This window comes from Micromonospora sp. NPDC005806, assembly GCF_042871425.1.
In the GTDB taxonomy this organism is placed as follows: domain Bacteria; phylum Actinomycetota; class Actinomycetes; order Mycobacteriales; family Micromonosporaceae; genus Micromonospora.
The window spans coordinates 20,647-43,693 of sequence record NZ_JBIAIL010000022.1; the positions used below are offsets into that span (position 1 = coordinate 20,647).

Below are 23,047 nucleotides of genomic sequence, written 5' to 3' on the forward strand. Positions count from 1 at the left end.
GGTCTCTCCTTGATGACGCTCAGTACTGGTGACAGCCTAGGACGCGCTTCTCGACCAGGCACTTCCGCGGGTCGCGTCTTCGGCCCGGCTATGGGGCCTGCCCCGCCCCTCACGCTTCCGGGTCCGAGCGATGCCGTCATGCCACCTCCGCCGTCGCCTGTGGGAGGCATGCCTGGCGCCGCGCTCCCACCGCTGCTCGATCCGGGTGAAGCGCCACACCGCCAGGGCCACGATCCAGACGGACACGAAGAGACCGACCATGAGGAAACCCACGTTGTTCAGGTCGACGCCGCCGATGGCGGCGAGCGGTCCCCGATGGATGCCGAGCTTGTCGGTCAGGATCGACGCCAGCTCAATCGTGCCGATGACCAGCGCGACGGCCACCGACAGACCGGTGATGAGCAGGTTGTAGTAGACCTTGCGGATCGGCTTGGAGAACGCCCAGCCGTAGGCGAAGTTCATGAGGCAGCCATCGACGGTATCGAGCAGGCTCATGCCGGCGGCGAACAGGATTGGCAGCGTGAGGATGGCGTACCACGGCAGGCTGAAGGCCGCAGCGCCGCCGGCGAGCACAAGTAGGGACACTTCGGTGGCAGTGTCGAAGCCGAGCCCGAACAGTAGGCCGATCGGGTACATGTGCCAGGACCGGCTGACCGCGCGGGTGGTGTTGGCAAGGATGCGGTTGATCAAGCCGCGCTTGTTGAGCTGCTGCTCAAGCTCGGCCTCGTCGAACCGCCCGTCACGCATGCCGCGGAACACCCGCACGATGCCTGCTAGCACGACCAGGTTGATGATCCCGATCAGGTAGAGGAACACCCCGGAGACGGTGGTGCCGATGAGGCTGCTGGCCTGTTGCAGGGTCGACGAGTTGTTGGACACCTGGCCGGCCAGGGCCTTCACGCCGAGCGACAGCAGAAAGCACAGGGCGAACACCACGCTCGAGTGCCCCAGTGAGAACCAGAACCCGACGGAGACCGCTCGCCTCCCCTCGGCCATCAGCTTGCGGGTGGTGTTGTCGATTGCCGCGATGTGGTCGACGTCGAAGGCGTGCCGCATGCCGAGCGTGTACGCCGTCAGCCCCAGACCGACGCCGAACACGCCCGTGGCGCCGACCTGGTACCGCGCAGGCGCGACCACGAGAAGCAGCACTCCCCACCCGACGAGGTGCAGCGCGGCGATGAAGACTCCCATGCCGATCAAGCCGGCTCGGCCGCGGCGGTCGAGCACGCGCCCTGTCCGTCCGGCGGCGTCTGCCACCCCGATTGCTGCCATTTTGCGGTTCCTCCGTTGTTCCGGTAGCTGTGCGAGTGGTTGCCACGACCGTCTGGGCCAGCTCACCGCGCCGCCCGGCCCCGGCATGCGCGGGCGGCGCGTCAACGGCATTCGTCGTCGATCTCGGTCCGGGCGGGACGGCCCGCCGTCAGTCGATCGGCGGGACGTAGGGGGAGTGGTTGGTGGGCGGCAGGGTGGTGAGGCCGTGGGCTGTCTCCCCACCGCGCGGGCGGCGCCGACCGGATCCGTCCGCTGACCAGGAGTCTTCCCGGCCGACCGGCGAAACTCTGTCGAGCGACCTCCACGTTTCGTGGCCGTCGGCCCGACACCGTGACCTGGGTGAACCCCACGGTCGTCGGGTCTCCGAGGCTGGGCCGGCGACCATCCGCGCCGGTCCCGGCGGTCCGGCGCCGGACCTACCCCCGGCGCCAGCCGCGCCTACTTTGACCGCAAGAGAGCCGAGGGCAAGCGCCACCACGGCGCCCTCATCTGCCTCGCCCGACCCGCTGCGACGTCCGCTACGTCATACGCTGCGACAAGATCCCCTACCAGCCCCGGCCGTCGGTTGACGAGCTCCATAGGGATACGCGCTCTCACCATCCAATGGTGATTGCCGCGAGCCGTTCGGGCTCGCCGCCGGTTGGCTTCAAGGTGCATTCGCCAGCACCGCGTCTTAAGCCACTGTCGAAACCGAATATTCATCGCTGTGGGGCTAACCCCACATTTTGTGGAATGGTTTGCCAGCCCTTGCTTTGTGGAGTTTCCCCCATTGTTTCGGCGCGGCCCGGTTGGGAGTGTCTTGTTCGTCAATTCGCACCGCTTTCGCTCACCGAAAGGGACCTGACTTTATGGAACCGATCCTCGGCGGCCGCCCGCTCGCGCGCGTCGCAGCCGCTCCCCTCGTCCTTGGGCTTGCCCTCGCCGCCGGCGCGCTGGCCACCCACTCCCCGGCCGACGCCCAGCCGGCTGCCGCCGCCTCGGCCCGGCAGCCCGCAGTGGTGCTCGAGCACGACGCCCAGGTGTTCGCGGACGCGGCTGCCAAGAACCCGCCGATCTACACCCTGTCGTACGGCGACGCCCGCAAGGCCCTCGACACCGTCCAGTCCGGTCCGGTCCCTCTGCCGCCGGCGGACGTCTCGCACCGCACCCTGCCCGTCGGCCCGACCGGCTCGGTGACCATCCGGATCGTGCGGCCGAAGGGCGTGGGCGGCAACCTGCCGGTCGTGATGTACTTCCACGGCGGCGGCTGGGTGCTCGGCGACGAGGGTACGCACGACCGCCTGGTCCGCGAGATCGCCAACGGTGCCCAGGCCGCAGTGGTCTTCGTCGACTACACCCCGTCCCCGGAGGCGCAGTTCCCGATTCCCATCGAGCAGGCATACGCCGCCACCGCGTGGGTGGCCTCGCACGGCAGCGAGATCGGCGTCGACGGCTCGCGGATCGCCGTCGCCGGCGACAGCGTGGGCGGCAACATGAGCGCCGCCGTCACGCTCATGGACAAGCAGCGGCACGGGCCGAAGCTGCGCGCGCAGGTGCTGTTCTACCCCGTCACCGACGCCGCCTTCACCAACACCTCCTACCGCGAGTTCGCTGACGGCCCCTGGCTGACCCGTGGGGCGATGCAGTGGTTCTGGGACGCCTACGCCCCCAATCACGCCGATCGCACCCAGGTCCTCGCCTCGCCGCTGCGCGCCAGCCTCGACCAGCTCACCGGCCTGCCCAAGGCGCTGGTCATCACCGACGAGGCCGACGTGCTGCGCGACGAGGGCGAGGCCTACGCCGCCAAGCTGCGGCAGGCGGGCGTGCCCGTGACCACCGTGCGATATGCGGGCATCCTGCACGACTTCGTCATGCTCAACGCCCTCCGCAACACCAACGCGTCCCAGGCAGCTGTCGCCCAGGCCAACGCGTTCCTCCAGGCCAGCCTCCACAACTGACCCACAACCCTTACCACCTTTCTGGTTGCCCCGCCGAGCTGATGCTCGGCGGGGCAAACCGCGCACAGCCGCCCCTCCGGCCGCGGATCGGGAACGCCCGGTTGCTCTGCCACCGCATCCATGAGCCGCTTATCGACGCCAGCTGAAATCGTGCCCGGCAGGACCGGCGAGCGGTTAGAGCGGCCAGCTTCGCAGCGTCGCTGCGGTACGCGATGGCGGCATACGCGGCAGAGGGGGACCCGCCAGCGATGATCCTCTCGAAACTCAACACGCTGCTCTGCCGTACCCGTGGCAAGACCACCGCGACCGCAGTCGTCGCGAAATACCGGCCAAGCATGGGACGGCTGGTGTGGGCACGAGCCGGGCATCCACCGCCGTTACTATCCGACGGGCGGCAGGTGATGCGACTGCCGAATCCGCGGGGGCCATTGCTTGGTCTGTGTACCGAGTTGCCCTTCGCCCAGGAGTCTCGGCAGGTGCTGACCGGCGAGACGTTGCTGCTCTACACCGACGGCATGATCCAGCGAGGGCCGTTCGACGATGGCATCGGCCGGCTGGCCGCGCGGATCATCGGTGTCGGCGACCCGACGGCGATCCTCGACGTGCTGGACTTCGTCGCCGTCGCCGTCGCCGCCGCCGCCGCCCGCGACGACGCGTGCGCCTTGGTGGCGCAGCGCGTCTCCTGATCGATCGCATCGCACGTCACGTCACCGTGGCAGTCACCGCCACCGGCCGACGCAGCGGGATCACCTGCCACTACCGGATCCGAGCGGAGAATGCGGTGAGCTGCTCGACCGGGTCGAACAGCATCCTGGCCTAGGTGCAGCTCACCACGCCGGCGAAGCTGACCGGAGCGCGGCGCCCGTCGACGGTGGCCACGGTGACCATGGCGTACTGCCGTTCGCGGCTCGACGTAGTGAGCACATGGCATGCGGTGCGGGCGGTGAGGTGCTTGCAGCCGGAGAAATCGCCTTCGCGCGGCGTCCGGATGGATGGTCAGTCAGCGAGGTCAGCAACCAGTCGACGGGCTACTGTCCCGATCCTTCTTGCCGGCCGGCGGTGGCTGCAGCACTCGATCGGGCCGCACTCGATCACCCTGGGCGTGTCACGTCCGAGTTCGTGTTTCGCCGCTGCCCGGACCCGTGCGGAGCTGAGCGTGGTCAAAGATGGCGACATCGTCTGTCATGTCTGTGGCAGCGATCTGCTGCAGACGTGGAACATCGATCCGGCGTGCGGGCAAGACCGGGTCTCAGCCACTCGTTGATCGTCGCGACGTGGCGTGTGGCCTGGTAACGCACGGCCAATTTGTCGTACCGAGTGGCCGCGGCCGGGATGCCGCGCCGGCGTTACTCCGCCCGGTTGGCGCCGGAGCTGTACGCCTTGTCCGCGAGCGCCCGGTCGGGCCGGGGTGCGGGCTCGGGTCACCGTCGTGCCGGCGGACCTGGATGCGGGGCTGGTGGCCTGTTCTGTGGGTTGTCCGGTCGCCACGCCGAGTGGTACAGCCGGACGTCGTTCTTGAAGGCGTCCGGCTCTGGAGCTGTTGATGTCCATAACGAGCACCGTGCCGCGGCTGTGCGTACGCCTTCGCGCCGCCCGCGCTCAATGTCACGCGGGCGGCGCGTTCTGGTGGCCGGTGGCCTGTGGAGCGGGCCTGGGTCGCTACGGTCAGGCGGCCGCTGGGACGTAGGGGAAGCCCGTGGTCGGCTTGGCCGTGACGGAGTCCTTGGTCAGGCCGATGGTGAAGGCGGTGTTGGTGGCGAGGGAGAACATGACGTCGGGGGCGTTGTCGGTCAGGGAGCGGCCGTTGAACCCGTTGAACCCGTACACGGCGGGGGTGCCGATGCGGTAGGGCAGCACGTCGGGGAAGAGCTTGGCGGCGACAGCGGAGCCGTACGCCCGCGGGTCTTCCGCGGTGCCGTAGGCGGCGACCACCCCGGCCACCGCGTCGGCCACGATCTTGCCGTAGTTGGTGGTGTCGTCGACCGGGCGGGTGAGGTTGAGCTGGTCGCCCAGCTCCTCGTCGTACTGGGTGAGCAGCGGGTGGATCATCGGGTGCCCGGCGCGGTTGACCTGGCGCCAGCCCCCTGCGTCGGTGGCGAGGTTGGTCACCGCCCACACGTCGATCCGCTTGTCCGGGCCGGCGGACGCGAGCAGCTGGTGGTCCGGGACCTCCAGGACGATGGCGTGCACGGTGTGCCCGGCGAACAGGTTGGTGGCCTGTGCCGGGGTCCACCCGGACAGGTCGGCCCGGGTGCCGTCGGTCAGGGCGTGGCCGATGGCGTGCAGAACGTCGGGCTCGATCCAGAACGGGTCGCCCGCCTTGCCGACCCAGAGCCGCACGTCGTCCGTGGTCTCGACGGTTCCGCCGGTGCTGCCCTCGGCCAGCAGGGTGCCCCGCGTGTGCGGATCCCCGGCGTCCGCGCCGGTGAGTCGGTGCAGGCGCAGGGTCTGGTTGCCGGCCGGGTCGAGCTCGCCGAAGGTGAGCCGGTAGCTGAGGTCCGCCACGGCGTCGCCGTTGGTATCGATCTTGAACTCGTACTGGGCCTCGTGGTGGAAGCCGGCCGGGACCTCGTGGCCGGTCACCTGGGTCGCGATCGAGTGGTTGACGTTCATCACGAAGACGGTGCCCCGCTCGCCGCGGAACAGGTACAGGTCGCTGATGTCCAGCCGGACGTCCTTACGGGCGGCGGGCGAGTCGAGGTGGTGCGACATCGGGATAGACTCCTTTGGGTTGGATGTGTTGTGTCGTACCGCCGGTCGCGGGTCATCACGGCCGATGCGCGCGGCGGTCGGCGGTCGGGTTGTGCTGCGATGGCCGGTCGGTCGTCCGCCAGGAGAGTGCCGAGGGCCGGGGGTTGGTCAGGCGGCGCCGAGCGCGGCGCGGAGCACGCCGATCGCCTGGGTGATCGCCGCCTCGGCGGCGTGCGTCCCGCGCAGGGCGTTGAGCATCACGAAGTCATGGACGATGCCCTGGTAGCGCACGGCGGTCACCGGAACACCGGCTTCGCGGAGCTTGTTCGCGTACGCTTCGCCCTCGTCCCGCAGCACGTCGGCTTCACCCGTGATCACGAGCGCCGGGGGCAGGTCCCGGAGCTGCTCGACGGTCGCCCGCAGCGGCGACGCGGTGATCTGCGACCGCTCGGCCGGGTCGGTCGTGTACTGGTCCCAGAACCACTGCATCCCGTCACGGCGCAGGAAGTAGCCGGTCGCGAACTGCTGATACGACCCGGTGTCGAAGGCGGCGTCCGTGACCGGGTAGAAGAGCACCTGCTGGACCAGGGTGACACCGCCCCGCTCCTTCGCCATCAGGGTGAGCGCAGCCGCCATGTTCCCTCCGACGCTGTCCCCGGCCACTGCGATCCGGCCGGCGTCCAGGTCGTGCTCGGCGCCGTGCGCCGCGACCCACGCCGCCACCGCGTAAATCTCCTCGATGGCGACCGGGTAGCGCGCCTCCGGCGAGAGGCTGTAGTTCGGAAAGACCACGGCGGCGCCGGCGCCGACGGCGAGTTCCCGAACGAGCCGGTCGTGGGTGTGGGCGTTGCCGAATACCCAACCCGCGCCGTGAATGTAGATGATCACCGGCAGCGGGCCGGTGGCGCCGACCGGGCGCAGGATTCGCACCGAAACCGGGCCGTTCGGTCCGCCCGGCACGGTCGTGTCCTCGATGTCGGCGTTCGGCTTGCCGATCTCGCCGCTCTGTACCTCGTCGACTGTCCTGCGCCCCTCGATCGGGCCGAGGTCGAACAGGTACGGCGGGTCGGCGGTCGCCTCGGCGAACGCCTGCGCCGCCGGTTCAAGCACCACGGGCTGGTTCTTCGGCTGGTCCATGTCTCTCTCCTCGACGTCTGCCCGTACGAGCCGACGGTTGTCTCGTACCGCGGAGGCCCGGTCGGGCTCTTGCGGCTGACCTGAATCCTTCCGAGACGGCGGGGAAGAGGCTGTCGAGCGATCACCAAGCTCTCGCCGCTGTTTGCCCGACAGGGCATCTGGGGTTAACCCAACGGTCGGCGTCCCGCCGGTGCCGGCCGGGCCATCCCGGCACGGCAACCGCAACCACCTGCGCAAACTTCGGCCTCAACCAGCTAGGATTGCGACCGGCACTCGGGTTCCGGTCGACCGGCGTACGAGCGCCGACATGGCAGGAGCCCACCCCAGCGGGCAATTCCTCCTGCTGTCAGCTCGCAAGCCGGTGCCCTAACGGCCTTCGCGGGTCTGGAATCGATCAGAGAGGGCCGTGGCGTACGCCGGCACGCGCCGCACCCGCCGGAGTGGGTGGGCCGCGGGTGACCGTCGCCGCCTGCCCGACTCCCGGAGCCTGGAGAGTCGATGAGCAGCACACTTCGCGTCGTGGTCGGTGAGGACCAGCCGATCGTCCGGGAAGGCGTCATGTCGATGCTGGCCCGCGTCGGCATGGAGGTTGTCGCGTCGGTCGCCGACGCCGACGAGCTGGTCCGGATCACGGCTGACCTGCGGCCGGACGTGGTGATCACGGACATCCAGATGCCGCCGAACCTGGCCGACGACGGCCTGCGGGCAGCACTGCGGATCAGGGCCGCCCAGCCGCAGGTCGGCGTGATCGTGCTGTCCCAGTTCCTCGACGCCGGCTACGCCCTCGACCTCGTCGGCGACGATCCGTCCGGACTGGGATACCTACTCAAGGAAAAGATCGCCAACCCCGAGATGTTGAGTGACGCGGTGCGGCGGGTCGTCGCGGGCGGTTCGGCGCTCGATCCGGACGTCATCGCCACACTCGTCGGTCGCAGGCGCACCGGCGATCCCCTGGGCGTGCTCACGCCCAAGGAGCGCGAGGTCCTGTCCCTCATGGCCGAGGGCCATTCGAACGCGGGGATCGCCGCGAAACTGTTCGTCACGGTGCCCGCCGTCGAGCGGCACGTCACCGGCATCTTCCAGAAGCTCAACCTGCAGCAGGCGGATTCGACCCAGCATCGGCGGGTGCTGGCGGTGCTGACGTACCTCAGGAACTGAACAGAGCCCGCAGGTCGGCGTCGAACAGCCGGTCCTTCGGGACGAACGAGCGGACGCCGGCCGCGGCCAGCTCCTCGTCGGGCCAGGGCGACGAGCAGGTGGACGTCAGCACCACGCGCGGCGCCCGGGCTTCCTGCCGGAGGGTACGGGCGACGGCCAGGCCGTCCTGGTCGGGCAGGTTCAGGTCGAGCAGGACGCCGTCCGGGCTGTGCCGGCGTACCGCCTCGATCCCGGAGGCGCCGTCGGCCGCCTCGGCGACGACCTGTACGCCACGGGCCGCTAGCAGGGTCACCGCCATGCGGCGGAATCCGTGGTCGTCGTCGACGACCACCACGATGACGGACATGGGTACAGCATCACGCGGAGGAACTGTCGGGGTCCATGGGGCCACCCCCACGAAACCGGGTTCAGCCCGGCACGGGTATCCGCGCCCGGACCACCGTTCCGCCGTCGGGCGGTGACGAGATCATGAGTTCGCCGTCGAACGCGGCCACCCGGTCGGCGAGGCCGAGCAGCCCGGATCCCGCAGTGTCGTGACCGACACCCCCGATGCCGTTGTCCGCGACGATCACCTCGAGGGCGTCCCGCACGGCGAGCGTGATCTCGATCCGGGAGGCACCCGAGTGCTTCACGGCATTGGTCAGCGCCTCGGAGATCAGGAAGTAGAGGTTCGACTCCAACGCGGCGGGCAACCGTTGGGCGAGGAGCCCGGTGACCACGGTCGGCACTGGGCAGTGGGCCGCCAGGGCGTCGACGGCGGCGACCAGGCCTCGGGAGGTCAGCACCGACGGGCGGATACCGGCGGCGAGCTGGCGCAGCTCGTCGATGGCGGCCTGCCCCTCATCGATGGACTGGTCGATGAGCGGCAGCGCGTCCGGACTGGTGGCGGCGATCTGCTCCCGTACCAGACGCAGGCCGATCAACACGGTGACCAGCCGTTGCTGGGCGCCGTCGTGCAGGTCCCGTGATGTCTGCCGGTGCACTGCGGCGACTTTCTCGACCAGGCGCCGTTGCGCCGCCCGGGACTCCGACGCGCGGATCTCGGCCGCGTCGCGTTCCCGCGCCGCCCGCTCGATCTCCCGCCGCTCGGTGAGGTCGTACCAGGCGTAGACGACTCCCCGCCCGCATGGCAGGCAGATGGGAGCCGACCACCAGGACACCGGGAAGAGGCTGCCGTCCCGGCGAATGAGCCAGGCGTCCTCGCTGCGCGTGGTGACCCCCGTGCGCGCCGCCGCGAGCATCGGGCACTCGGACGTCGGAAACGGGGTGCCGTCCGGCCGCACGGGGCGGAGTAGCAGCTGACTCGACCGGCCGAGGACCTCGGACGCGGCCTGGTAGCCGAGCGCGACCAGCGCCGCCCGGTTCGTGTACCGGACACGGCCCTGCGGGTCCACCACCCACACCGGCTGCGGGGCGGCGTCGAGGATGCCGGGGTGCAGCGTCTCGCTGGTCATGCGATGGACGCACTCTTCCCGCGTACTGCGGCGTGATCACTCATGTCGCTTCCTCGAATCCCGTTCACGTCTCTCGCCCGACCAACTGCCCACATCCGTCGGGCGGCTCCTCGTCGCGCATTGGGACACGACGTCGGTCGAATCATCCGGCTCCGGCAGTCCCGGCGTCCAAGACGAGATGCCGACGAGGTGATAGGCGAGGCCTATCGGACCGGCTTTCCGTGACCCGCGTCCGCTTCCGGGTTGAACAACGCGTCCAGCCGCAGGGTCGCCGCCACGGCCGCGAACGCCCGGCCCAGCACGGAGCCCGGCTCGGCGACGGCCGTCACCAGGCCGACTTCGGAGGACGCGGGCGCGCCGGTCACCGGAACCACCCGCAGACCGACGGGCAACCGGAAGATGTAGTTCCACGGATGTGGCACCAGGGTCGCCCACCGGCCCGTGCCGACGTGGGCGTACAGGGCGTCGACGGAGTCCGTCTCGATCTGCGGCGCCACGCTGAGGCCCTCCGCGGCCAGCGCATCGTCGACCGCCTGCCTGCCGCGGATCCTCGGCTTCAGCAGGCACAGCGGCAGCAGCGTGACCTCCTGCCAGCTTAACTTTTCGGTGTTCGGGGGCAGGAGGTCGTCGGAGGCGACCAGCACCATCCGCTCCCGGTACAGCGGGAGGACGGTCAGCTCGGTGGTGTCCTGCTCGCCGAGGTAGACGACGCCGGCGTCGAGTTCGAAGCGGCGCAGGCGCTCGACGATCTCGGTGGTGGGCAGGCCACCGTCGAGCCGTACCCGGGCCAGCGGGTGGGTGGCGCAGAAGGGCTCGACCAGCAGGGCGACGGTGGTGGTGGCGGCCGGGATGAGGCCGAGCCGCAACTGCCCGGCCAGCCCCGACTTCAGCGCGGTGACCTCCTGCTTGAGCGCGTCATGATCGGCCAGAATCCGCCGCGCCCACAGCACCAGACGCTCGCCTTCGGGGGTCAGCCCTTGGAACGCCCGGCCGCGCCGCACCAGCGGCACATCCAGCTCGCGTTCCAGCTTACGGATGGCCTCCGACAGCGCCGGCTGCGACACGTAGCAGGCAGCCGCGGCCCGCGCGAAGTGCTGCTCGCGCGCGAGCGCGACGAAGTACTCGAGTTGACGGAACAACATGACCACACAGTGCCAGCGCCTGCTCGTTCGCGACAGGGAAGCGGAGCGTTCGAGGACCTTCCATGGGGTTGACCCCAGGCGCGCCGTGGGGTGGACAGCGACCAGATCGTGGAGGTCGCTCGACAGCCTTCCCCTGGGTCGTACCGGAAGGCTTGAGCCCAGCCGAGCGGGCTTCTTACCGACCGTCGGCGACGTCCTCCACCGGCAGACCACGACGGGACTGATCGACGATGACCATCACGACACCCACATCCACGCGTACGGGGGGCCGCCGGACCTCGGTGGCCGGTGCGACCGGCTTCACCGGCTCCCCCCGCCTGGCCGCGAACCTGCAGACGGTCCTGGTCGACCTGGTCGAGCTGCAGCTGGTCGCCAAGCAGGCACACTGGAACGTCGTGGGGCCGAACTTCCGCGGCCTGCACCTGCTGCTGGACGAGGTGGTCGACGCCGCCCGCGCGGCCGCAGACACGCTTGCCGAGCGGATGCGCGCGCTGGGCTCCACCCCGGACGGCCGCGCCGACACCGTCGCCACAACGACGAGCCTCCCCGTTCTGCCGGCCGGCGAGCTGAGCACCGCGACGGCCGCCTCGATGGTCACCGCCCGGCTGCGCACCGCCGCCGCTACGGCACGGACCGTCCACGACGAGGTCGACGCCGAAGATCCGTCCTCGGCGGATCTGCTCCACGCCGTAATCGGCACGCTGGAGAAGCAGGCGTGGATGCTCGCTGCGGAAACCGGGGCGGTGGGCACCGCACCGGATGACGTCGCCTGACGCGCGGTCCAACCCAGCTGGCACTCCGTCGGCCCGCTCCGGCGGCCCGATCGGTGCAATGTCGCTGAATTGGCCTCTTATGGGCGTTTCACCCGGCTAGCCTCGGCCCGGTCCTGCCTCAGCACAACTCGGGAGCCAGCCCATGTCGCACCACCTCGACACCCCGCTCGCCGCCCAGACCGGCCAGCTCTACCTCGACGACCTGTTCGTCTTCGACGGCGAACGCGGCACCGTGTTCGTGATGGACGTGAACAGCTCGGTGACGAAAGCGGACATCAAGCCCGGCTTCCACCACGAGGCCCGGTACGAGTTCAAGATCCACATCAATGGCTCAGAGATGGAGGAGCTGACCTACCGCGTCACCTTCGGCGAGTTCGACGCCCAGGGCGGGCAGGACCTTACCCTGCACGCGCTCACCGGCACCGACGCCCGCGACGACGCGGCGACCGGCACCCTGTTGGCCCAGGGGCGCACCGGCGCGGAGGTGACCGGCGAGCACGTGCGGATCTGGGCCGGGCGGATCAGCGACCCCTTCTACATCGACCTCGGCCAGCTCGCCACCGTCAACGACGCCTTCAAGAACGGCGCCAAGCTGGACCGCAGCGCCTGGAAGCCGCAGAACGCGAAGAACAGCTTCGCCGGCACCACCGTCGACTCGATCGTCCTCGAGGTCTCCGACGAGCCGATGCTGCGCCAGGGCGCCGGGATCGGCGTCTGGGCGGCCACCAAGCTTGCCACCGATGCCGGGGGATGGCGGCAGATCAACCGCGCCGGGCATCCGATGATGTGGCCCATCTTCTGGCCCACCGACACGGACTTCAGCAACCCGGCCAACACCCGCCACCCCTGTGAGGACCTCCGGGCCAACGGCGAGGAGATCGCCACGGCGGTGGCCCGGGTGGTGGCCGCGAACGGCACCGCGCCGGACCCGGAGGCGTACGGCTGGAGCGTGGCCCGCGCGCTCTACCCGGATGTTCTGTCATACGAGGTCGGGACCCGGGCCAACTACGGCTTCGCCGCCCGCAACGGCCGCACCAGGGCCGACAACGCGCCCGAGGTGATGTTCTCCCTGGTGCTCGACACCGGCATGACCTCCGGCCTCACTCCGAAAACCACAAAGGACGCCCGTACCGACTCCTTCCCGTACGTGGTGCCCATCGGACGGTGAAGCACCGCGAGACCGTGGCGGTCCCCAGCAGTCGAGCGGTCACGTGAGCTGGTCGGCGAGGTCATCCGGTGCGGGGCCGACCAGCCATCACCATCACGGCTGACCCGACGTGCGGGGCGATCGGGCGGCTAGACCGGGTTCCGGCGCGCGCAGTAGTTGCGTCGCCAGCGTGTCGAGCAGCCACGTTTCGCATTTGTCGTACGACCAACCATGGGTGGTCAGGCCGTCGTACACGGGGGTGTCGGTGAGCGTGGCGAACACCGCGACGGCGTCCGGCTCGGCCAGACCCGGGGCAAGAGCGCCGAGGGTGACCAGACGGCGGATCGTCGATGCGGCGCCGGCGTGGTGCTTGGCCAGCCCGTCCGCGTAGGCCTGCCCCATCTCGGGCTCCGAGCCGGCGGCCGACGCCAGCACCTTGATGATCGTTGAGCCGCGTTCGGCGACCTGCCGGGTGATCCGCACGCCGAGCGCGAGGACCTCCCGCGGGTCTGTGGCCGCGCCGAGCGCACGGGCCAACTCGGGCACCCCCGCCTGAAGATCGATGGCTTCCAGCAGGCGGCCTAGGAGCAACGGTTTCGCGCCGACGCTGGCGTAGACGGTCGGCACGGCGACCCCGGCCTCGGCGGCGATGTCGGCGATCGCCGTCCCGGTGTACCCCCGCGCGGCGAACAGACGCAACGCCGCGTCGAGGATGTCGCGCCTCGTTTCTTGCGCCTGGCGCGCGCGTCGGCTCAGGGGCCTTGACATGTCGACAGCCTAGATGTCTTCTGAGTAGAAGCCGGTTCTATTAAGGATAGGCGGCGTATACCGAGATGAGGTCCCCATGACAACCGAGACGACGCATGCGGAAGGCCGACTGTCGCCGGCGATGCTCGGCAGCGCCGCACTAGGCTTTCTCGTTCTGGTCGTGCTGCAGAACGTGCTGCGCGGCGTGCTGGGTCCTTCGCAGCGGGCGTCGGGGGCGGACCTGTCCACGCTGACGCACGAGCACGCGTGGATGGTGCACCTGTCCGCGGTCACATTCGTGCTGGGCCTGCCCGCTCTGTTGCTGTTCAGCACGAACATCGGCGCCTGGTGCCGGCGGCGCAACCCCGCTGCGGCGCCGTGGGGCCGGCTGGGTGCCGCGGCGTCGATCGTGGTCGCCGCCCTCTTCGCGATCGTCAACGTGGTTCAGGTGACGATGGTGGCCGCCCGCGACGAACTCGCGGCCGCTCCGACGCTGTCGAGTCTGCTCTGGACGTTCCACAACGCCGTGTTCACATTCAATATGGCCGCCGTCGGCGTCACGCTCTTCGGTCTCGGTCGCGCTGCCACCCTCGCCCGGCTTGTCCCGGCCTGGATGTCGCCCACGAGCACGGCAGGCGCGGCGCTGCTCATCGTGGCCGCCATGCCGGCGGTCGCGGTCACCAACGGATCACTCTGGTTCGCCGTCGGAGCTACCGGCTTCGCCGTATGGCTGCTCTTCCTCGCGGTCGCCGGCGTTTCGCTGCTGCGCCAGCCGCGGGTTGGCGCGGAGGAGGTCGCGCTGGTCAGTGCGACGGCATGAGCGGGCTGCCCGAGCCTGACCTGGTGATGATGAGCGAGCTGAACCACCCCGGGTTTGGCCAGCAGGTCACACCACGTGCACCTCGGCAAGCTGCAAGCGGCGGCCCGGCGCGGGGCAACCTGGAGGCACTCACCAAGGGTGCGTGATCGACTCAAGGCGCGATGCCGAACGGGCCCATGCTGCCGTAGTCCAGCCGTAGTGCTTCGGCCATTGCCCATGCGTTCGGCAAGGTGAATATGTCGGCACCGCCCAAGCGCTGGCTCCAACGCGGAACCAGTTCATCGGCGGCTTGGGCGGCCACGGCGTCGAGGTAGGCCTTGAAGATGGCCCAGGCGTTGGTGGCGTCGACCGGGGTCAGGATCTTCTCCACGTCGACCGAGGAGAGCGCGGCCTCGGTGGTGGAGCGCAGGTCTTGCACGTATTCGATTTGGGTCCTGACATCGTCCGGGGTGCCGGGCCGGGTGACGTGTCCGCCGACGAGCTTGTCGAAGGGGTATTCGAGAGCCTGTTGCTGGGCGTTGACGAAGCCGGGGATGTTCGCGGAGACGGCGAGGTTGGAGAACGGGACCCAGCCGGGGAAGATCACGTCCACGAGCATCAGCACGCCCTGTGTCGGGGCGTAGATGAAGATGTTTCCCTCGGCGTGGTTGGGGCCCTTGTAGTCGAGTTGGAGGCTGTGGTCTCCCGCTTCGATCGTCAGTGTGTCGTCGAACACGTGTGTCGGCGGGGGGCGGTTAGGGTCGCCGAGCAGCGCGAGTCGTTCCGCGGTGATGCGGTGGGCATAGCGTGGTACGTCCGCAGGGTAGACCGAGATCGCTCCGACGTGGTCGGAGTGCTGGTGGCTGTAGACGACCTGGGTGATGGGGCGGCTGGTCACGCCGCGGATTGCCCGCAGAATGTTGTGGCCGAGGGTGGGTGGCGCGTCGACGGCGATAACGCCCTCGTCCGTGACCACGAACATCATCTGGTACATGCCCTCACTGAGCCAGAACACGCCGTCGGCGATCTCCTCCAAGACGTAACCGACCTTGGGGACCTCGGGACCCAGGGCAGCCTGCGGCACCGGGGCCGTTGGTAGCTTCCGCGCCCGCTCAGCAACGTCCGAATACGGCGCTTTCGACACGTGCGGCCCCCTGCCTCGCCAATCGCACCGACCGGCTCTGCCCGATACTGAGCGCCGCGGTCGCTGGGCGACGGATGACCCGACGCACCGTCGATCGTCCTCGCAGGGGTTCAGGCTCGCTGCCGTATCGCTCGACGCTCAACCGCAAGGGGACACCTGGGGGCATACTCCCGTCCCGTCCGTTGGTCCGCGGCGAGCTTCTCCGATGGCTCAGAGGCTCCGCAAAGCCCGTTGCGCTGGGATCGTTCAGTCGGCCGGCCGGGCGTGCGCCGGCACCTGGAGCAGGTCCAGGCAGTTGCGCCACAGCGTCTCCAGCTGGGCCGGATCGTTGAGCAGCTTCGCGAGCAGGACCCGTCCCTCGATCTGCGCGACGATGGACCGGGCGGCCTCCCGGGCGTCGACGGACGGGCCGGCCTGGCCCCGCTCCTTCGCCTCCACGACCACCTGCTCGATGAGGTCGATCTGGGCCTCGAAGATCTCCTGAAGCCGGCTGCGGATCTCCTCGGCCTGGTTGCTGAGCTCCAGCGCGAGGTTGCCGAAGAGGCAGCCGGCGACGAGTCCGACCTGCTGCTGCCCGGTGCGCTGCACCTCCTCGGTGGCCTCGAACAGGTCCCGCAGGCGCCGCAGCGGGTCGCGGTCGCTACTGAGCACCTCGACCCACTGCCGCCGCTGGCCCGCCCAGTGTTCGTCGATGACGGTGAGCGCGAGAGCCTGCTTGGACTCGAAGAAGTAGTAGAAGCTGCCCTTCGGCACGCCCGCCGTCGCGCAGATCTCCGCTACGCCCAGCGCCGAATATCCGCGCTGTTCCAGCAGCGTCGCGGCCGCACCGAGGATCTTGTTCCGCGCGTCACTTGTCCGTCCCATGGCTTTGACGATACACGACCGGTCGGCTAGCTTTTTGTCGACCAGTCGTCTACTGGTCATCCAGGCCCGGGCCAACAGGAGCTCCGGCCAGTCAGGAAGAGGAACGTCATGAGCAGTCAGGGACAGAAGGTCGCCGTGATCACCGGTGCATCTCAGGGCATCGGCGCCGGCCTCGTGGACGCGTACCGCAAGCTCGGGTACGGCGTCGTGGCGACCTCACGTTCGATCGGTGACGCCGACGATCCGGAGATCGTCACCGTCCGGGGCGACATCGCGGATGCCGACACCGCGGATCGGGTGATCACCGCCGCGTTGGACCGTTTCGGCCGCATCGACACCCTCGTGAACAACGCCGGGGCCTTCATCGCCAAGCCGTTCACCGACTACACCGATGAGGATTTCGACCTGGTCACCGGGGTCAACCTCGCCGGCTTCTTCCACCTCACCCAGCGTGTCCTGCCGCACCTGCTCGCCGTCGGCGGGGGACACGTCGTCAACATCACCACGAGCCTCGTGGACCAGCCCAACTCCAACGTGCCGTCCGTGCTCGCGTCGCTGACCAAGGGCGGCCTCAGCTCCGCCACGAAGTCCCTGGCCATCGAGTACGCGGGCCGAGGAGTACGGGTAAACGCCGTCGCCCCGGGGATCATCAAGACCCCGATGCACCCGGTCGAGTTCCACGACACGTACGGCGGGCTGCACCCGGTCGGCCGGATGGGTGAGATCAGCGACATCGTCGACGCGGTCGTCTACCTCGAATCCGCGCCGTTCGTCACCGGCGAGATCCTGCACGTCGACGGCGGCCAGAACGCCGGTCACTGACCCCCAATCCCCACCCCTGAAGAGGAGCAGACGATGCCGATCGTCACCATCCAGATCACCCGCGAGGGCAGCACGCCCGGCGCGTCCGCGGCGACCGCCGAGGAGAAGGCCGCGCTCATCAAGGGGGTGAGCGAACTGCTGCGCGACGTCCTGAACAAGCCGCTGACGTCGACCTTCGTGGTCATCGACGAGGTCGAGACCGAGAACTGGGGACGCGGCGGCCTGCCGGTCGAGCAGTTCCGCGAACAGGAGCAGTCACGCTCCAGCGAGTAGAACCGCTGCGTAAAACCGTGACGTGACCTGCGGACTTGCAGCAGTGGGGATCACTCCTCGTAAAGCCTGTAGCGGAGCGGGGCGCACCGACAGGACCGATGGCCAGAGCCGAGCCCGGATCTGCACCATCGCCCGGTGCGCCCCGACACCGTCGGGGTGGAGGCGGCCGGCCGGTGGGCGGAGCCGGAGCTGCGCCCGCCCGCACAATCGTCCCGGCAGTGCGACCGGGTTCGCTACGCCGTCTGAGCTAGGTGCCGGTCGGCTGCGGCTGGGTGGGGCGGTTCTCGACGACGGCCACCACGAGAAGCACTCCGGTCGTTGTCACGCTGACCCCGATCAGCGGCAACCAATGGGCGGTGACGGCGGCGACGAGTATGGCGAGCAGGCCGCTCAGGCGGGGCCAGGACAGCCGGCGGTAGATGGTGGCGGACAGTAGGACTCGACCGGTGAGAAACAGAGCGGGGCCGGCGACCGTGATGGCGATGGCCGCGGCGGATCCCTGTTCAGTCGGATGCGCGATGACAGCTTCAGCGGCGGCGGAGGAGGCCAGGACGCCGGCGATCATGATGAGATGCAGGTCGCCGGTCAACGTGCCGAACCAAGGCAGACCACGCTTCTCGATGGCGGCGCCGAGATACTTTCCCGCCGGAGTGACGTACGACAACCCGATCAGCACCGTTGCGGCGAAGACCACCAGAAACGCAACGGAGTGGCAGAGATCCTTGTCGGTACGGGAGTAGACCAGACCGGCGGAGAACAGGAGCTCGCCGAGAGCGATGATGAAAATCTGTTGGTACCGCTCGGTGAGATGGCCCCCTCGCAGTTGCAGTTCCTCCGGCCGCGCCCGGCCAAGCCGTGGCGTCCACCATCCCAGTAGCGGCCCGGAATAGTCGAGTGCCAAGGCCGCCACCCACGTCGGTATTCGCGCCACCGCCCAGAATGCCCCCACCAGCCACAGGACCCCGGACGTGCTGAACCAGACGAAGAATCTCAAGGGGCGCATGCGCAGCGGATGCCCCCGCAGTGCCAGCGCCGCGAAACCGCTCCGGACAACGTGAACGGCGACGTAGATGCCGGCGAAGAGAACGGCCTGTCCCTCCTCAACGTACGGGACAGCGGCGCTCATCAAGATCACGCCCAGCGTCGAGCCGACCAGCAGAGCCCGCACACTGCGATTGGTACGTGCATACCAGTCGGAGAACCAGGTGGTCACCACCCAGACCCACCACAGGGGCAACAGGAGAAGGATGGTGTGCAACGCTCCGGCGACGGTCGCGTCGGACAGCAGGACCCCGGACAGCTGCCTCAATGCCAACACGAACGCCAGATCGAAGAACAGTTCCAGGAAGGACGCGCTGAGCGGTTCGTCGCGCTGTCGCAGCAGCGGAGCCCGCATCCTCACGTCGCCCCCTGATGCCCTCGGCACTTTCATACCACCGCCGTGACCACCTCTCGGCATCTCCGGGCAAGCTCCCCGCCGGTTGTTGCTGACTGGCCTCCGGCCGCCACGAACCGCTGGCCACATGTCAGGGGTCACGGGACCGTGTCAGCTGCGTCATCGTCCTTCGGGGAGGAGGCGCCGTCAGGAGACGTCGTTGAGCTGCTGTCGCCCGAGAGCCGGCGACCCGGGCGCCAGCGGGCCGGGCAGGACCGCTACCGCAGGCCGGGGAGGCGAGATCACTCCCCGTGCCAAGGGCGGCAGCGTCTGCTGGTTCTTCTATCCACGGGACTGGTTGCCTTGACCAGGCGCGCGCGCTGGCAGGGGCGGCGACGGCTCGACGCACGGGCGGGCCGGCGACTTCATCGCGGCCAGATGACCACCGCGGCAGCGTCGCCGACCGGTCTGGCTCGTCCGCCCCGCTGGCGGCACGAACCCGGTCGTCTCGGCGATCAGCACCCGGTGGCGGCGGCTGCCCTCAGGCCCGCCCTGGCCAGCAGCGGACAGCGACGGACATCGGCGTACTAAGCCCTGGCGGCGCCCACCGCCGCCACTTCGCGATACGGGGCCAGGAACGCGGTCAGCGCCGCAAGCATCGCGTCGGGAGCCTCCTCGGCGACGAAATGGCCACTGTTGGGAATGACCGCGGTCTGCACGTCGTCCGCGAGGAGCTTCATCGCCTCCCCGACCTGATCGCCGCTGCTTGCCGCTCCGCCGATCGCCAGGACGGGCATGGCGAGCCGCGTGTTCTTGCGCTTCTCGTTCTGCGTCATCATCGCGTCCCACGCTCGGTAGAAGCCGAAGCTGCCACGCAGGGAGTCGGGGTTGGAAAGCATGCCGACGTAGTAGTCGATCAGGTCGTCGGGCAACTTCCCGCCCTGGATGGTGAACTCCCAGCTGAAGAAGAGCTTCTCCCGTCCCTGGACAAGCTGTTCGTTCAGCTTGTTGATCCGGTTGAAGGGGATGTGCCAGAACCGGTCGTTGAGCGGCCCGGGAGCGAACATGGGCGGTGAGGGAACCGCCCCCGGAGGCCCGGGAACCTCGGCGAGGGCCACGCGGTCGATCCGTTCCGGGTGGTCCGCGGCCAGCGCGTATCCGATCGGGAGTCCGGTGTCGGTGCCGACCATGGCGAACCGCTGGTGGCCGAGCGCGTCCATCAGCGCGACCATGTCGTTGGCCTGGGTGCCGGGGTCGTACCCGTCCTCCGGCTTGTCGGACAGCCCCATGCCGCGCTGGTCGACCGCGATGACCTTGAAGTCCCGGGCCAGGGTGGGCATCATCAGGCGCCACGCGTACCAGCTCTGCGGCCAGCCATGCACCAGCAGCAGCGGCGGTCCGTCACCGCCGACGACCGCATGCAGGCGCAGTCCACCGATGTCGACGTACCGGCTGGTGAACGTGTCGGTGAACCCTGCCGGAAGGTTCGGCGCCTGCGAGACGGAGCCGGGGCCCTCCGGGACGGAAGTCGAGCTCATCACGATCTCCTTTCACCACACCCCAGGGAGTCGGCACAGGATCGATGCCGGCCCGATTACCTCTGCGCTGGCCAGCCCCGGCTCGACCCAGAGAAACTCCCTGGCCGCACACCTGGGCGGTGGCCCTGCGGAACCACTTCACGATATGCGGGGACACCCGGCGCCAGGGCAGGACCAGGAAAAATCCCCGCGCGACGGACCGCTCCGCGCCAAGACCGGCTCCGATGTCGAGCGGGCCAAGCGGTTTCACAAGGCGCCGATGTCAGCTCGACTCGGGGCACAGCATCGCGTGGTCCGGTCCGGCGGAAGCAGGCTGGGCGATCCGCTTCTCCGGCAGGTACGCCGTTCCCGGCATGCCGAACGCGGCCGGAAGTCGCGCCGGTCCCGGAGGATGGCGAGCCGTTCTCGTACGGCACGTTGAGCCACTTGTGCGCGTCGCCGGCGATCGAGTCGGCGCGCTCCATGCCCTGAACCAGGGTGCGGTACGCGGCGAGAGCGCGGCGAAGATCCCGAATGCGCCGTCGGCATGCAGCCACGCACCGTGCCGCTCGGCCAGTCGGCCAGTTCCTCCAGCGGGTCGAAGTCACCGGCGTTTACCTCGCCGGCGGTGGCGATGAGCACCGCCGGCGCGTTCAGCAGGCACAGCCGGCGCGCCAATGCGGGCAGGTCCACCCGGCCTACGCTGTCCCGGGCGAAGGCCTCGACAGCGTCCCGGCCGTGGCCGAGCAGTTGTCGTGCCTTATGGTCGCTGGCGTGCAGGTATCCGCCGGCCTGGGCAGGGTCGGGCTACGCATGCTGGCGGGCCCAGTCGATCTCGTGCTCGAACGAGAACTCCGGCGTCCAGAAGTCCACGAGGACGGCGTGGCCGCGCAGCTCAGCGGGGCCGAGTGGCTCGGAGTTGAGCCACTCGGCCGCGCCGGCGAGCGAGGGCATGTGCACACGTTCGAACAGGGGCATCGCTAGCGCATCGAGCGGAACGTCGCGCGGAGGTCTTCCGAGAGCAGCTGCGGCTGCTCCCAGGACGCGAAGTGTCCGCCCCTGTCGTGCTTGTTGTAGTGGACGAGGTTGGGGTACGCCCGTTCCGCCCAGCTGCGCGGAACCCGGTAGATCTCGTCGGCGAAGATGCTCACGCCGACCGGGATCGTCACGCCCTTGGTAGCGAAGAAGAGGAGCTTGTTCTCCCAGTACAGCCGCGCCGAGGACACCCCAGTGTTGGTCAGCCAGAAGAGCGTGATGTTGTCCAGGATGTCGTCGCGCGTGAGGTCGCTCGGCTTCTGCAGGCGTCCCTCGAGGACCTGCTGAACCAGGCCGGGCTGACCGCTCCCGTCGCCGTGGTCGAGCATGAACGCGGCGAGATCGATGGGCGAGTCCGCCAGGCCGTAGAGCGTCTGCGGGCGCGTCCCCATGATCAGCCCGTACGCCACGTGGGTTCCAAAGAACCTGATCAGCTGCTTGTACGTGGTCTGCTCCTCGTCGGAGAGACCGTCCGGCGCCGGACTGCCGGCAAAGGCCGCGAGGAAGACGTCCGGCGGAACCGCGCCGGGCATGTTGGTGTGGATGCCGATCAGCTCCGGTGGCGCCGGCTCGGCGGCGGCCGGGTCGGCGCGGCCGCCGGCCATCGCGTCGACGACGATCGCGCCCCAGTCGCCGCCCTGCGCGGCGAACCGTGAGTACCCGAGACGCCCCATCAGCTCGACGTAGGCCTTCCCGATGTGCACGGGATCCCAGCCGGTCGTGGTCGGCTTGCCGGAGAACCCGTATCCGGGCATCGACGGGATCACGACGTGGAAGGCATCCGACGCGCTCCCGCCGTGCGCCGTCGGATCCGTGAGCGGGCCGATGATCTTCAGCTGCTCGACGATCGACCCGGGCCAGCCGTGGCAGACGACAAGCGGGAGCGCATCCTCGTGCTTCGAGCGAACGTGGATGAAGTGGATGTCCAGACCGTCGATCTCGGTGACGAAGTTGGGGAGGGCCTTCAGCCGCGCCTCGCACTTGCGCCAGTCGTAGTCGGTCGCCCAGTAGCGAGCGAGGTCCTGCATGAGCGCGAGCTGCACGCCCTGCGAGTCATCCTTGACGGTCTCCTTCTCGGGCCAGCGGGTGGCTCTGATGCGCGCGCGCAGATCCTCAAGGTCCGCCTCGGGGAACTCGATCTTGAATGGCCGGACCTGTGTGGCGCCCGCTCGTGCTTCGGTTTTGACAGCCATAGAGGCCTCCTTTCCGTCTTGAGTGCATTGCCGGTCGAGGGGGCTTTCCGCCCTCCTACCGCGACAAACGGGATGCCCCGGCTCCTGCTCGGCAGGAGCATCTTGGGTGAAGGCCCTGCCCGGACCTGCGCCAGTTCGGCAGCGACACGCCGCCGCCATCTGTCCAGAGCCTAGGGCGCTCTTCCTCGTGTCGCGGCCCATACGAGCAATCCCGCACGGCCGGGGCCCGCGCGTCGAACACCACCCGGCGCGGCGTCTACACCTGGCTCGGCGTCGGTGATTGAGCTGGGCAGTGTCTTCAAAGGATCTTGGACCCCCAGGTCGTACCAGTCGAACGTCCCAGCCGGCGTATTGGGCGATGCCGAAACGACGTACCCGCAAGTGCGGAAGCAGTACGGTGGCAACCGAGCCCCTGCCTCACCGGCGGCCTCCGCGGGAGCGACAGCTCGCCTGATCGGGTGGGGAGTCCGCTATCGGCGCAGCACGGCGGCCAGAAAACCGACCGGAGCCCCACTGGCCCGACGCCGCCGGGGACTCATGATGCCCTGACTCATCCCAGGGAGGCCG

21 protein-coding genes and 2 pseudogenes are annotated in these 23,047 nt (G+C 69.2%); 10 read left to right on the forward strand and 13 right to left on the reverse strand.

Annotated elements, in window-relative coordinates; translation table 11 throughout:
* Nucleotides 1-36: 36 nt before the first annotated feature.
* Nucleotides 37-1,272: a HoxN/HupN/NixA family nickel/cobalt transporter gene (locus ACFYOS_RS21965; protein ID WP_387144544.1), complete on the reverse strand. Its 1,236-nt coding sequence runs from the start codon at nt 1,270-1,272 to the stop codon at nt 37-39.
* A 430-nt stretch (nt 1,273-1,702) separates the two neighbouring features.
* On the opposite strand from ACFYOS_RS21965, the pseudogene ACFYOS_RS21970 reads away from it, so the two are divergent.
* From ACFYOS_RS21970 to ACFYOS_RS21985, 4 genes and pseudogenes are all read left to right on the forward strand, one after another.
* Nucleotides 1,703-1,836: pseudogene (locus tag ACFYOS_RS21970) on the forward strand (IS110 family transposase); the annotation flags it as partial.
* 284 nt (nt 1,837-2,120) lie between these two features.
* A complete protein-coding gene (locus ACFYOS_RS21975; protein ID WP_387144547.1) occupies nt 2,121-3,209 on the forward strand; it encodes an alpha/beta hydrolase in 1,089 nt (362 codons plus the stop codon).
* 185 nt (nt 3,210-3,394) lie between these two features.
* A pseudogene (locus ACFYOS_RS21980) lies at nt 3,395-3,895 on the forward strand (PP2C family protein-serine/threonine phosphatase); the annotation flags it as partial.
* Nucleotides 3,896-4,029: 134 nt separating this feature from the next.
* Nucleotides 4,030-4,473, forward strand: coding sequence for a hypothetical protein (locus tag ACFYOS_RS21985; protein WP_387144550.1), 444 nt, complete (start codon nt 4,030-4,032; stop codon nt 4,471-4,473).
* A gap of 401 nt (nt 4,474-4,874) precedes the next feature.
* Here the strand turns inward: ACFYOS_RS21985 and ACFYOS_RS21990 are convergent, their stop codons facing one another.
* Nucleotides 4,875-5,921 (reverse strand): DUF4331 family protein, encoded by a 1,047-nt coding sequence (locus ACFYOS_RS21990; protein WP_387144552.1) that lies wholly within the window; start codon nt 5,919-5,921, stop codon nt 4,875-4,877.
* Between the two features lie 147 nt (nt 5,922-6,068).
* Complete coding sequence (locus tag ACFYOS_RS21995; RefSeq protein WP_387144555.1) at nt 6,069-7,037, reverse strand: alpha/beta hydrolase; 969 nt, start codon at nt 7,035-7,037, stop codon at nt 6,069-6,071.
* Between the two features lie 498 nt (nt 7,038-7,535).
* Between ACFYOS_RS21995 and ACFYOS_RS22000 the strand changes: the two genes are divergently transcribed.
* The gene (locus ACFYOS_RS22000) at nt 7,536-8,195 is read left to right on the forward strand and encodes a response regulator (protein WP_387144558.1); all 660 of its coding nucleotides are present in this window, start codon (nt 7,536-7,538) and stop codon (nt 8,193-8,195) included.
* Here ACFYOS_RS22000 and ACFYOS_RS22005 read toward each other — a convergent pair.
* The 3 genes from ACFYOS_RS22005 to ACFYOS_RS22015 all read right to left on the reverse strand — a co-directional run bounded on the left by ACFYOS_RS22005 (nt 8,185) and on the right by ACFYOS_RS22015 (nt 10,791).
* Nucleotides 8,185-8,541, reverse strand: a complete 357-nt coding sequence (locus ACFYOS_RS22005; RefSeq protein ID WP_387144561.1) for a response regulator transcription factor — start codon at nt 8,539-8,541, stop codon at nt 8,185-8,187. The two genes, ACFYOS_RS22000 and ACFYOS_RS22005, sit on opposite strands and share 11 nt — an antisense overlap.
* A 61-nt stretch (nt 8,542-8,602) precedes the next feature.
* Nucleotides 8,603-9,649: an ATP-binding protein gene (locus tag ACFYOS_RS22010; RefSeq protein ID WP_387144564.1), complete on the reverse strand. Its 1,047-nt coding sequence runs from the start codon at nt 9,647-9,649 to the stop codon at nt 8,603-8,605.
* 203 nt (nt 9,650-9,852) lie between these two features.
* Entirely contained in the window at nt 9,853-10,791 is a 939-nt protein-coding gene (locus tag ACFYOS_RS22015; protein WP_387144567.1) for a LysR family transcriptional regulator, read from the reverse strand.
* Nucleotides 10,792-11,072: 281 nt separating this feature from the next.
* Here ACFYOS_RS22015 and ACFYOS_RS22020 point away from each other — a divergent pair, with 281 nt between their 5' ends.
* Both ACFYOS_RS22020 and ACFYOS_RS22025 read left to right on the forward strand, forming a co-directional pair.
* Nucleotides 11,073-11,564: a Dps family protein gene (locus ACFYOS_RS22020; RefSeq protein ID WP_387144570.1), complete on the forward strand. Its 492-nt coding sequence runs from the start codon at nt 11,073-11,075 to the stop codon at nt 11,562-11,564.
* Nucleotides 11,565-11,706: 142 nt separating this feature from the next.
* Nucleotides 11,707-12,732, forward strand: a complete 1,026-nt coding sequence (locus ACFYOS_RS22025) for a DUF4331 family protein (protein WP_387144572.1) — start codon at nt 11,707-11,709, stop codon at nt 12,730-12,732.
* 93 nt (nt 12,733-12,825) lie between these two features.
* Here the strand turns inward: ACFYOS_RS22025 and ACFYOS_RS22030 are convergent, their stop codons facing one another.
* Nucleotides 12,826-13,479 carry a TetR/AcrR family transcriptional regulator gene (locus ACFYOS_RS22030; protein WP_387144576.1) on the reverse strand — a complete coding sequence of 218 codons (654 nt, stop codon included), beginning with the start codon at nt 13,477-13,479 and terminating at the stop codon, nt 12,826-12,828.
* A gap of 76 nt (nt 13,480-13,555) precedes the next feature.
* Between ACFYOS_RS22030 and ACFYOS_RS22035 the strand changes: the two genes are divergently transcribed.
* Nucleotides 13,556-14,278 carry a hypothetical protein gene (locus ACFYOS_RS22035; protein WP_387144579.1) on the forward strand — a complete coding sequence of 241 codons (723 nt, stop codon included), beginning with the start codon at nt 13,556-13,558 and terminating at the stop codon, nt 14,276-14,278.
* A 151-nt stretch (nt 14,279-14,429) separates the two neighbouring features.
* On the opposite strand, the gene ACFYOS_RS22040 is transcribed toward ACFYOS_RS22035, so the two are convergent.
* Both ACFYOS_RS22040 and ACFYOS_RS22045 read right to left on the reverse strand, forming a co-directional pair.
* Entirely contained in the window at nt 14,430-15,293 is an 864-nt protein-coding gene (locus ACFYOS_RS22040; RefSeq protein WP_387144582.1) for an MBL fold metallo-hydrolase, read from the reverse strand.
* Nucleotides 15,294-15,647: 354 nt separating this feature from the next.
* Nucleotides 15,648-16,265 carry a TetR family transcriptional regulator C-terminal domain-containing protein gene (locus tag ACFYOS_RS22045; RefSeq protein ID WP_387144585.1) on the reverse strand — a complete coding sequence of 206 codons (618 nt, stop codon included), beginning with the start codon at nt 16,263-16,265 and terminating at the stop codon, nt 15,648-15,650.
* 108 nt (nt 16,266-16,373) lie between these two features.
* On the opposite strand from ACFYOS_RS22045, the gene ACFYOS_RS22050 reads away from it, so the two are divergent.
* Together ACFYOS_RS22050 and ACFYOS_RS22055 are read left to right on the forward strand one after the other, a co-directional pair.
* A complete protein-coding gene (locus tag ACFYOS_RS22050) occupies nt 16,374-17,087 on the forward strand; it encodes an SDR family NAD(P)-dependent oxidoreductase (protein ID WP_387144588.1) in 714 nt (237 codons plus the stop codon).
* Between the two features lie 33 nt (nt 17,088-17,120).
* A complete protein-coding gene (locus ACFYOS_RS22055; protein WP_387144591.1) occupies nt 17,121-17,360 on the forward strand; it encodes a 4-oxalocrotonate tautomerase family protein in 240 nt (79 codons plus the stop codon).
* Between the two features lie 247 nt (nt 17,361-17,607).
* Here the strand turns inward: ACFYOS_RS22055 and ACFYOS_RS22060 are convergent, their stop codons facing one another.
* The 4 genes from ACFYOS_RS22060 to ACFYOS_RS22075 all read right to left on the reverse strand — a co-directional run bounded on the left by ACFYOS_RS22060 (nt 17,608) and on the right by ACFYOS_RS22075 (nt 22,639).
* Complete coding sequence (locus ACFYOS_RS22060; protein ID WP_387144594.1) at nt 17,608-18,756, reverse strand: low temperature requirement protein A; 1,149 nt, start codon at nt 18,754-18,756, stop codon at nt 17,608-17,610.
* A gap of 566 nt (nt 18,757-19,322) precedes the next feature.
* Nucleotides 19,323-20,273, reverse strand: coding sequence for an alpha/beta fold hydrolase (locus ACFYOS_RS22065; protein WP_387144597.1), 951 nt, complete (start codon nt 20,271-20,273; stop codon nt 19,323-19,325).
* Between the two features lie 786 nt (nt 20,274-21,059).
* Nucleotides 21,060-21,206, reverse strand: a complete 147-nt coding sequence (locus ACFYOS_RS22070; protein WP_387144600.1) for a hypothetical protein — start codon at nt 21,204-21,206, stop codon at nt 21,060-21,062.
* Nucleotides 21,207-21,232: 26 nt separating this feature from the next.
* Nucleotides 21,233-22,639, reverse strand: coding sequence for an epoxide hydrolase family protein (locus ACFYOS_RS22075; RefSeq protein ID WP_387144603.1), 1,407 nt, complete (start codon nt 22,637-22,639; stop codon nt 21,233-21,235).
* Between the last annotated feature and the right edge of the window lie 408 nt (nt 22,640-23,047).

Bases quoted from the DNA above. Each gene is read 5' to 3' on its own strand.
- ACFYOS_RS21965 (WP_387144544.1), bottom strand. From the start codon at position 1,272: ATGGCAGCAATCGGGGTGGCAGACGCCGCCGGACGGACAGGGCGCGTG.
- ACFYOS_RS21975 (WP_387144547.1), top strand. From the start codon at position 2,121: ATGGAACCGATCCTCGGCGGCCGCCCGCTCGCGCGCGTCGCAGCCGCT.
- ACFYOS_RS21990 (WP_387144552.1), bottom strand. From the start codon at position 5,921: ATGTCGCACCACCTCGACTCGCCCGCCGCCCGTAAGGACGTCCGGCTG.
- ACFYOS_RS21995 (WP_387144555.1), bottom strand. From the start codon at position 7,037: ATGGACCAGCCGAAGAACCAGCCCGTGGTGCTTGAACCGGCGGCGCAG.
- ACFYOS_RS22000 (WP_387144558.1), top strand. From the start codon at position 7,536: ATGAGCAGCACACTTCGCGTCGTGGTCGGTGAGGACCAGCCGATCGTC.
- ACFYOS_RS22005 (WP_387144561.1), bottom strand. From the start codon at position 8,541: ATGTCCGTCATCGTGGTGGTCGTCGACGACGACCACGGATTCCGCCGC.
- ACFYOS_RS22010 (WP_387144564.1), bottom strand. From the start codon at position 9,649: ATGACCAGCGAGACGCTGCACCCCGGCATCCTCGACGCCGCCCCGCAG.
- ACFYOS_RS22015 (WP_387144567.1), bottom strand. From the start codon at position 10,791: ATGTTGTTCCGTCAACTCGAGTACTTCGTCGCGCTCGCGCGCGAGCAG.
- ACFYOS_RS22025 (WP_387144572.1), top strand. From the start codon at position 11,707: ATGTCGCACCACCTCGACACCCCGCTCGCCGCCCAGACCGGCCAGCTC.
- ACFYOS_RS22030 (WP_387144576.1), bottom strand. From the start codon at position 13,479: ATGTCAAGGCCCCTGAGCCGACGCGCGCGCCAGGCGCAAGAAACGAGG.
- ACFYOS_RS22035 (WP_387144579.1), top strand. From the start codon at position 13,556: ATGACAACCGAGACGACGCATGCGGAAGGCCGACTGTCGCCGGCGATG.
- ACFYOS_RS22045 (WP_387144585.1), bottom strand. From the start codon at position 16,265: ATGGGACGGACAAGTGACGCGCGGAACAAGATCCTCGGTGCGGCCGCG.
- ACFYOS_RS22050 (WP_387144588.1), top strand. From the start codon at position 16,374: ATGAGCAGTCAGGGACAGAAGGTCGCCGTGATCACCGGTGCATCTCAG.
- ACFYOS_RS22055 (WP_387144591.1), top strand. From the start codon at position 17,121: ATGCCGATCGTCACCATCCAGATCACCCGCGAGGGCAGCACGCCCGGC.
- ACFYOS_RS22060 (WP_387144594.1), bottom strand. From the start codon at position 18,756: ATGCGGGCTCCGCTGCTGCGACAGCGCGACGAACCGCTCAGCGCGTCC.
- ACFYOS_RS22065 (WP_387144597.1), bottom strand. From the start codon at position 20,273: ATGAGCTCGACTTCCGTCCCGGAGGGCCCCGGCTCCGTCTCGCAGGCG.
- ACFYOS_RS22070 (WP_387144600.1), bottom strand. From the start codon at position 21,206: ATGCCCTCGCTCGCCGGCGCGGCCGAGTGGCTCAACTCCGAGCCACTC.
- ACFYOS_RS22075 (WP_387144603.1), bottom strand. From the start codon at position 22,639: ATGGCGGCGGCGTGTCGCTGCCGAACTGGCGCAGGTCCGGGCAGGGCC.